Annotated in this window: 5 protein-coding genes; 3 read left to right on the top strand and 2 right to left on the bottom strand. The window is 43.4% G+C overall.

Going from position 1 to position 6,530, the window contains the following annotated elements; translation table 11 throughout:
• Positions 1-64: 64 nt before the first annotated feature.
• On the bottom strand, positions 65-1,750 hold the full coding sequence (locus ACFI6L_RS04615) for a response regulator (RefSeq protein WP_318488035.1): 1,686 nt from the start codon (positions 1,748-1,750) through the stop codon (positions 65-67).
• 208 nt (positions 1,751-1,958) lie between these two features.
• Entirely contained in the window at positions 1,959-2,630 is a 672-nt protein-coding gene (locus tag ACFI6L_RS04610; protein ID WP_014949263.1) for a 2OG-Fe(II) oxygenase, read from the bottom strand.
• 426 nt (positions 2,631-3,056) lie between these two features.
• Between ACFI6L_RS04610 and ACFI6L_RS04605 the strand changes: the two genes are divergently transcribed.
• From ACFI6L_RS04605 to rluF, 3 genes are all read left to right on the top strand, one after another.
• A complete protein-coding gene (locus ACFI6L_RS04605; RefSeq protein WP_014949262.1) occupies positions 3,057-4,613 on the top strand; it encodes a bifunctional GNAT family N-acetyltransferase/carbon-nitrogen hydrolase family protein in 1,557 nt (518 codons plus the stop codon).
• Positions 4,614-4,804: 191 nt separating this feature from the next.
• Positions 4,805-5,617 carry an AAA family ATPase gene (locus ACFI6L_RS04600; protein ID WP_039229603.1) on the top strand — a complete coding sequence of 271 codons (813 nt, stop codon included), beginning with the start codon at positions 4,805-4,807 and terminating at the stop codon, positions 5,615-5,617.
• Positions 5,618-5,759: 142 nt separating this feature from the next.
• Positions 5,760-6,518, top strand: a complete 759-nt coding sequence (gene rluF / locus ACFI6L_RS04595) for a 23S rRNA pseudouridine(2604) synthase RluF (protein ID WP_014949260.1) — start codon at positions 5,760-5,762, stop codon at positions 6,516-6,518.
• Positions 6,519-6,530 lie beyond the last annotated feature (12 nt).

Here is a 6,530-nt window from a genome sequence, read left to right as displayed (position 1 = left end):
GCTGCCTCAATGGAGGCAGCTTTTTTATTGGTACTCTTTTCAATGACAGTCTGTGTAGTAACCGTTATGCTTTAACAGCCACCACACCAACTAAGTCAGCAGCGTTACTGTCGTCCACTTCTATACCTATTCGGCTTATGTACTGATCCCGCTTTTCAGCCTGGGTTGGCGACAAGTCACTACTTAGAAGAAACTTCGCCGCTTTATGGGCCGCTTCCATCTGCTCGTCTGTTAAATTATCCCCTAAATGGATTTGAGTAATAACTTTTAACAAGCTCAGTGCAACTTGTTTGTCTTTAGGGGACAGTGTTAGTGCCTGGCGTAAATTGTTGAAGGCTGGCGACAACCGATTCTCTTTGTAGTTAACCGCAGCCATTTGCTTAAGCTCTTTTGTGGTAAATTGAATTTCAGTACGTTCAATCGACTCTTGATTCAGGTATTCATTTACCACTTGAGAAGTAAACGTGTCCCCTTCAATTTGCTTTCTAAGCTTATCTAAAATACTCACACAGTGTTCACGCATTCCTAACTCGTGAAATGCTTTCATTTTATCGAGGCTATCTTCCATCGAGAGTCCGTCGGTAGATGCCGAACGATCCTTCATCAATTTTTCAGCCCCTTTTTTGTCGTCTCGCAAGCACAAGACACGCGCTTTTACGACGTCAATCTGCTCGCCAAGCTGAGACTGCATGCCCTTTTGTTGTTTCAATTCTTCCAGTTCAGATTCTGCGCGTTTCATATAGCGTTCGCCTTCTGTACTGCCAAGACTTGTGGCTAAATCAATGGTTGAACGAATAACATTGAGCGTTAGCTGAGGTGAGTCATGGATAGAATTTTTAGCAAATTTTGCCATATTTTGAACGGCTGAAAGTTGCCCTGCCTTATCGTGGTTCAATCGAGCAAGATCCCATAACCGTTTGTTACGCTCAATATTGCGAGGTGCTAGCCTACTCGCCTCTTTCATTTGTTCGTAGGCAATATCGAACTGCTCTTTCTCAATAAAATACTGAGCAAGCAAGTCAAAGGTTAAGAATCGCGTGTCGTGGCGCTGCAATAAGTCATCAACCAGTAGCTGGGCTTCTTCTAATTCATCTTGTCGAAGCAACGACCGGGTTAAACCAATGTGAACCCACGCATGATCCATGCTCTGCAATAAGCTTCTAAAGTAGTCTTCCGCAGTTTGATAATCGCGAAGCTGCAATAAGCAATCACCAATTAAGCGTTTAATTCTGGTGTGATACTCCGATAGCGAAGGATCTTTTAACTGGCGCTCTGCATAGTACATAGCGGTGGAATAGTCCCCCACCTGCATACAATGAAGCATTTTATGTAGCTTTAACCTTATTTGGATAAGGTATTCCAAACGCAGCTCAATTTTGTTGCGCTGAAGAGGTTTGACCCAAAAGTCATCCGGTTGCAATTCAACAATACAATTAACCAATTCAGGCGATGTCTCTGCACTGAGAAAAATGACCGTGGTGGTGTCGTTGATGTGATTGAGGTGTTTTAATTCTTCAAAAAGGTGAAAGCCATCTTTGTCGTGACTGACGTTAAACGCCAGTAAAACAAAGTCGTATTGTCTTGCAGCACATAACCTTTTCGCGTGAAAGGCATTAAAAGCACTGCTTACGTTTTTTATTCCAATTTCATGCAAAGCTGATGACACTACATCATGTACAAGCCCCTGGTTATCGATAACCAGCACATGTAATTCTTCTCTTGGGGTTGGGGCAGGTATTTTTTCCAGCATTTACCAATCACTTCTAACGTCTTTTCCCTAAGCGTCGTAATAGAATACTTGCTATTGCGACGGCACAATGTTGCGCGAGCTGTGCGCGAGAGGAGCTGGCCCATAATTCAAACCAGTTTTGTAATAATAGCGCGCATACAGCCTAAACTTATTATACATAAGTCTTGGTTTTTAGATACACGTGCGTTTCACAACGTGATTAGTGCTTTTATCGAGGCGGATCAATCGCGTCGTTAACGCTTCCGTTAACCCTAAACCAACCTGCAACCGAGTGACGGCTGCGGGCAGCAGGTAATACTTCATGAGGGAATTGTTCGCTCAAAAAGACAACGAAAGTACCTTTCGTTGGCAGCACTCTTGTTCCAATTAGATCACTTTCATCAGCGTAGAGCACGAGTTCTCCCCCATCTTCTGAAGTCCAGTCGTCATTCAAATAGGCGACTAAAGACAACACGCGATTGCCCTGGCCTTTAAACGCATCTACATGGCGTTTGTAAAATTTACCCGGCTCATAGCAGGCAAAATGACTTTCAAAAGAAAAAAGCCCCATAAAGAGCGAACGATTTACATACTGCTGCATGGCTTCACACCATGAAAGCCACAAAGCGCCTTCGCTAGATGAACCTGTAATCCAGCAAATCTCGTCCCCTCTAACTTTTTCAGCTTTTTGATAATTCTCTGCGCGACCAATACCTGCCGCTTGATATTCAGCTTCAGAGATCGAACGCTGGCAGGCCAAAAGTGCTTGTGTAATGAAATCAGGTAAACCATGCTCTTGAATAGAAAAGCCTTTCGTGACTAAGTCATCGACGATATTTTCAAATATGGCTTCATCGAAAACGTGAAGAGGCTGATACGACGCAAGTTGTTCTCTATTCATCAGAGCATTTCTACCTTTGAGCGGTTAACTAATCGTGTAGTTAGGAGCGGGTTGTGTATGTTAAAAAACTAGCGAACTTATACGCGGGGTTGAATCCTATAGCAATTGCATCACCACGCATTTTCCGCGCTATTTTTTTATCGATAAAAGAAAAATTATTTGTCGTTAAGAAGTCGCACGCTTCTTGCTTATTTAATATCAATTTTAAAGTGAGCAAATGACGGTAAAGGTAAACTAAATCAATAAGTAAACCGAGGTGTATATTTTAAGAGGGTTGATTGAGAGACTTTTCTTCTGCCCTTGTTTCCGTTGCCATTACGTCTGCACATACGGATTGTAATTAACAGTTGAAAAACGCATGGCAAGGCGGTTTAGTAAAGATATATGCAATGTACGTACTAAAATTTTTAGCAAAAAGAGTAACCCATGAGTCAAGATCAAACACAAATAGAAGAAACGGAACATCATCTAGACTTAAGAAATTTGAGACTGGACGACTACAACGATGTTAAAGCGTTAATGGATGAGGTATACGCCAACGTTGGAGGCGCATGGCCTTACTCTAACTATAAAGCCCAAGTTACTACATTTCCCGATGGGCAAATATGTATTGAAGATAAAGGCAAAGTGGTCGCTTTCGCCATTTCAGTGATTGTAGATTATGACCAGTTTGGGGATAAACACAGCTACGACGAAATTACGGGTGATGCTTATTTGACCACACACGATCCTAACGGTGATGTGCTTTATGGTGTTGAGGTAATTGTTTCACCCGAGTATCGAGGTCTACGCCTTGGTCGTCGTCTCTACGAAGCGCGTAAAGAGCTCTGTCGTAATTTGAATCTAAAATCCATCATGGCGGGCGGTCGAATCCCGAACTATAAAAACCATGCGCATGAGCTGTCGCCTTATGAATACATTGAGCAAGTCAAGCTCAAAGACATCTACGACCCCATTTTAACTTTTCAACTTTCAAATGGATTTGAAGTCAAGCAAGTCATGTCGGCTTACCTTCCAGAGGATGAAGCCTCACAGGGTTATGCGACGCTACTTCAGTGGCACAATATTTATTATGAACCGGGCACGCCTTCGCTCATCGCCAGCAGGAAGACCAGCGCACGAATCGGATGTATTCAATGGCAAATGCGTTACTTCAATAATGTAGAAGAGCTTTTACAACAAGTAGAGTACTTCGTCGATGCCTTGTCTGACTATTCTTGCGACGTTGCCCTGTTCCCTGAGTTTTTCAACGCGCCATTAATGGGCCTGAGCCCGTCAGATTCATCAATTGATGCAATTTGGCATTTAGCGACCTATACCGATGAGATTTTAACTGCCGTGTCTCATTTGGCCGTATCGTACAATATTACGATTATCGCAGGTTCTATGCCTGTGGTAGAAGAGGAAGAGCTCTATAACGTCAGCTACATTTGCAAACGCGACGGCACGATTGAAAGCCAGTATAAGCTTCATCCAACACCTCACGAAAAAGAAGATTGGATAATGAAAGGCGGAAACAGCCTTAAGACATTTGATACCGACTTCGGCAAAATCGGCGTTTTGATCTGCTATGACGTGGAGTTTCCAGAGCTTGCGCGTATTCTTGCCGATCAGGAAATGCAAATTTTGTTTGTCCCCTTCTGGACAGATACCAAAAACGGTTATTTGCGCGTGCGACGCTGTGCGCAGGCCCGCGCTATTGAAAACGAATGCTACGTGGCAATTGCAGGTAGCGTAGGTAACTTACCCAAAGTGGACAACGTAGATATTCAATATGGGCAAACCGCGGTTTTCTCGCCAAGTGATTTCGCGTTCCCACATGACGCAATAGTCTCTGAGACCACGCCAAACACAGAAATGACGCTCATTGTTGATTTGGATTTGGATAAACTCACTAAGCTTCAAAATGAAGGCTCTGTGCGGAATTATCTTGATAGAAGACGAGATTTGTATCGCGTTGAATGGATCGGCGATAAGCAGTAGCGCTACGCTTTAAGGAAATTCTCGGATTTTATGGCTTATGTATAATTGACATTGAGCATAAGCCGTAGAATTTCCTTTAATTTAGCGATAACATGCTTTAGCGCGCAAATATAAATGTGCTGTCTTCTTATTGAGTTAAAGCATCTAAATGCGATGAAGTTAGTACTACATAACGAGATTATAAATTTACTATGGCAAATAATTCGAAAAACGATGAGTTTCCAACCATTAGATTGGATGAAGAAGACCGTCGTGATTACCAAACAAAACGTCAGGCGGCGCCAACAAAAGCAACGCCTCCACCTTCATCTGCCCCATCAGCAAACCGCCAACCCTCTGGTGGTGGAAACGGTAATGGAATCTGGGTTGTATTCGTTGCCGTCATCGCCTTAGCCGCCTGTGGTGGTTGCTATTACCTGTACACCATGCTTGAGCAACAAAAAGTGGTTGCTGAGCAAGCGGAGCAGCGCATATTACAGTTAGAAAACAAGTTATCTGCTACAGGTGAAGAAATTGGTGAATCTACTGTTGCCCTGCAAGTTAAAGTTACTGAGCTAACCAACAAGACAAACGAGCTTTGGGAACAAATGGATAAGTTGTGGGCGTCAGCTTGGCGTCGTAATCAACAAGAGATTGCTGATCTTGGCGACCGCGTAGGTAACGTTCAAAACGCCTTGAATAAGAACATCAACTCAGTTTCAGAAAATGTAAAATCGCAAGCAGCGGCCATTGGCTCGGTTAAGAATCAACTTGCTTCGTTAGCTGATGAACTGCTTGCTGTTAATGTTCAACTTGAGCAAGCAGCAAGCGATAAACAAAGCGCTCAGCAAAGCGTACGCAATTTAACCGACAAACTGTCTGTGTTAGAGCAACGCAATACGACCTTATCTGGCCGCATTACCAGTTTGGAAAACGAAATTCGCGATATAGCAACCAAAGTAGTATCTAGCGGTGGTTCAACGGGTGGAAGTGGTTCGGCTCCTTCAGCTGCAGGTAACCAGTAAACCAGATTAAATCTGTTGCAATAGTATACAACCGAGAATAAAAACCACGGTTTAACGCATAAAAAAGAAAGGGGCGAATCGCCCCTTTCTTTTTGCCGTGATAATATTGCCCTCTTTTGAAATCTATAGGACCTAATGCGCAATGAGTGAGCAAGCGCCCAAACGTTTAAATAAATATATTAGCGACACTGGCCTGTGTTCTCGCCGTGAAGCGGATAAACTCATTGAGCAAAATCGCGTTACCGTTAATAACCAACCACCTGAACTGGGTACGAAAGTGGGGCCTGGTGACACTGTAAAGGTAGACGGTAAAGTTGTAGGTGCCGTTGCCTCAGACAAGTCAGATCGCGTATATATTGTCTATAACAAACCCATTGGTATCACCTGTACGACTGAGCGTCATGTCAAAGGCAACATTATTGACGCTATCGGTCACAAGGAACGTATTTTCCCCGTAGGAAGGTTAGATAAACCATCGGAAGGCTTAATCATTTTAACCAGCGATGGGGACATCGTGAACAAGATCCTGCGCGCTGAAAATGCTCATGACAAAGAATACGAAGTTACGGTTAACCAACCAATCAGTGAGCGCTTCGTCAACCGTATGTCTCGGGGAGTACCAATTTTAGGGACGGTGACGAAGCCTTGTGTAGTTAAACCCACGGGCAAAAATACATTTACCATTATTCTAACTCAGGGTCTTAATCGACAAATCCGCAGAATGTGTGAGTTTTTAGGGTACGAGGTCACCAAACTAAAACGAACCCGAATCATGCACCTTGAACTCGGCTCACTAAAACCTGGCCAGTGGCGTAACCTAACAAGCCGTGAACTAACTATTATGCAAAATGCAGTTCGCTCTTCTACAAAAACAGCGAGCAAAGTTGAGTTGCGTAAATAAATGAAACTACTA

Source organism: Alteromonas sp. G4i35 (genome assembly GCF_054960375.1).
Note: the sequence above shows the minus strand (reverse complement) of the source record. Positions and strands in the feature narration are given on the sequence as shown.

Coding starts and splice junctions, on each gene's coding strand:
- ACFI6L_RS04605 (WP_014949262.1), top strand. CDS start 3,057: ATGAGTCAAGATCAAACACAAATAGAAGAAACGGAACATCATCTAGAC.
- ACFI6L_RS04615 (WP_318488035.1), bottom strand. CDS start 1,750: ATGCTGGAAAAAATACCTGCCCCAACCCCAAGAGAAGAATTACATGTG.
- rluF (WP_014949260.1), top strand. CDS start 5,760: ATGAGTGAGCAAGCGCCCAAACGTTTAAATAAATATATTAGCGACACT.
- ACFI6L_RS04600 (WP_039229603.1), top strand. CDS start 4,805: ATGGCAAATAATTCGAAAAACGATGAGTTTCCAACCATTAGATTGGAT.
- ACFI6L_RS04610 (WP_014949263.1), bottom strand. CDS start 2,630: ATGAATAGAGAACAACTTGCGTCGTATCAGCCTCTTCACGTTTTCGAT.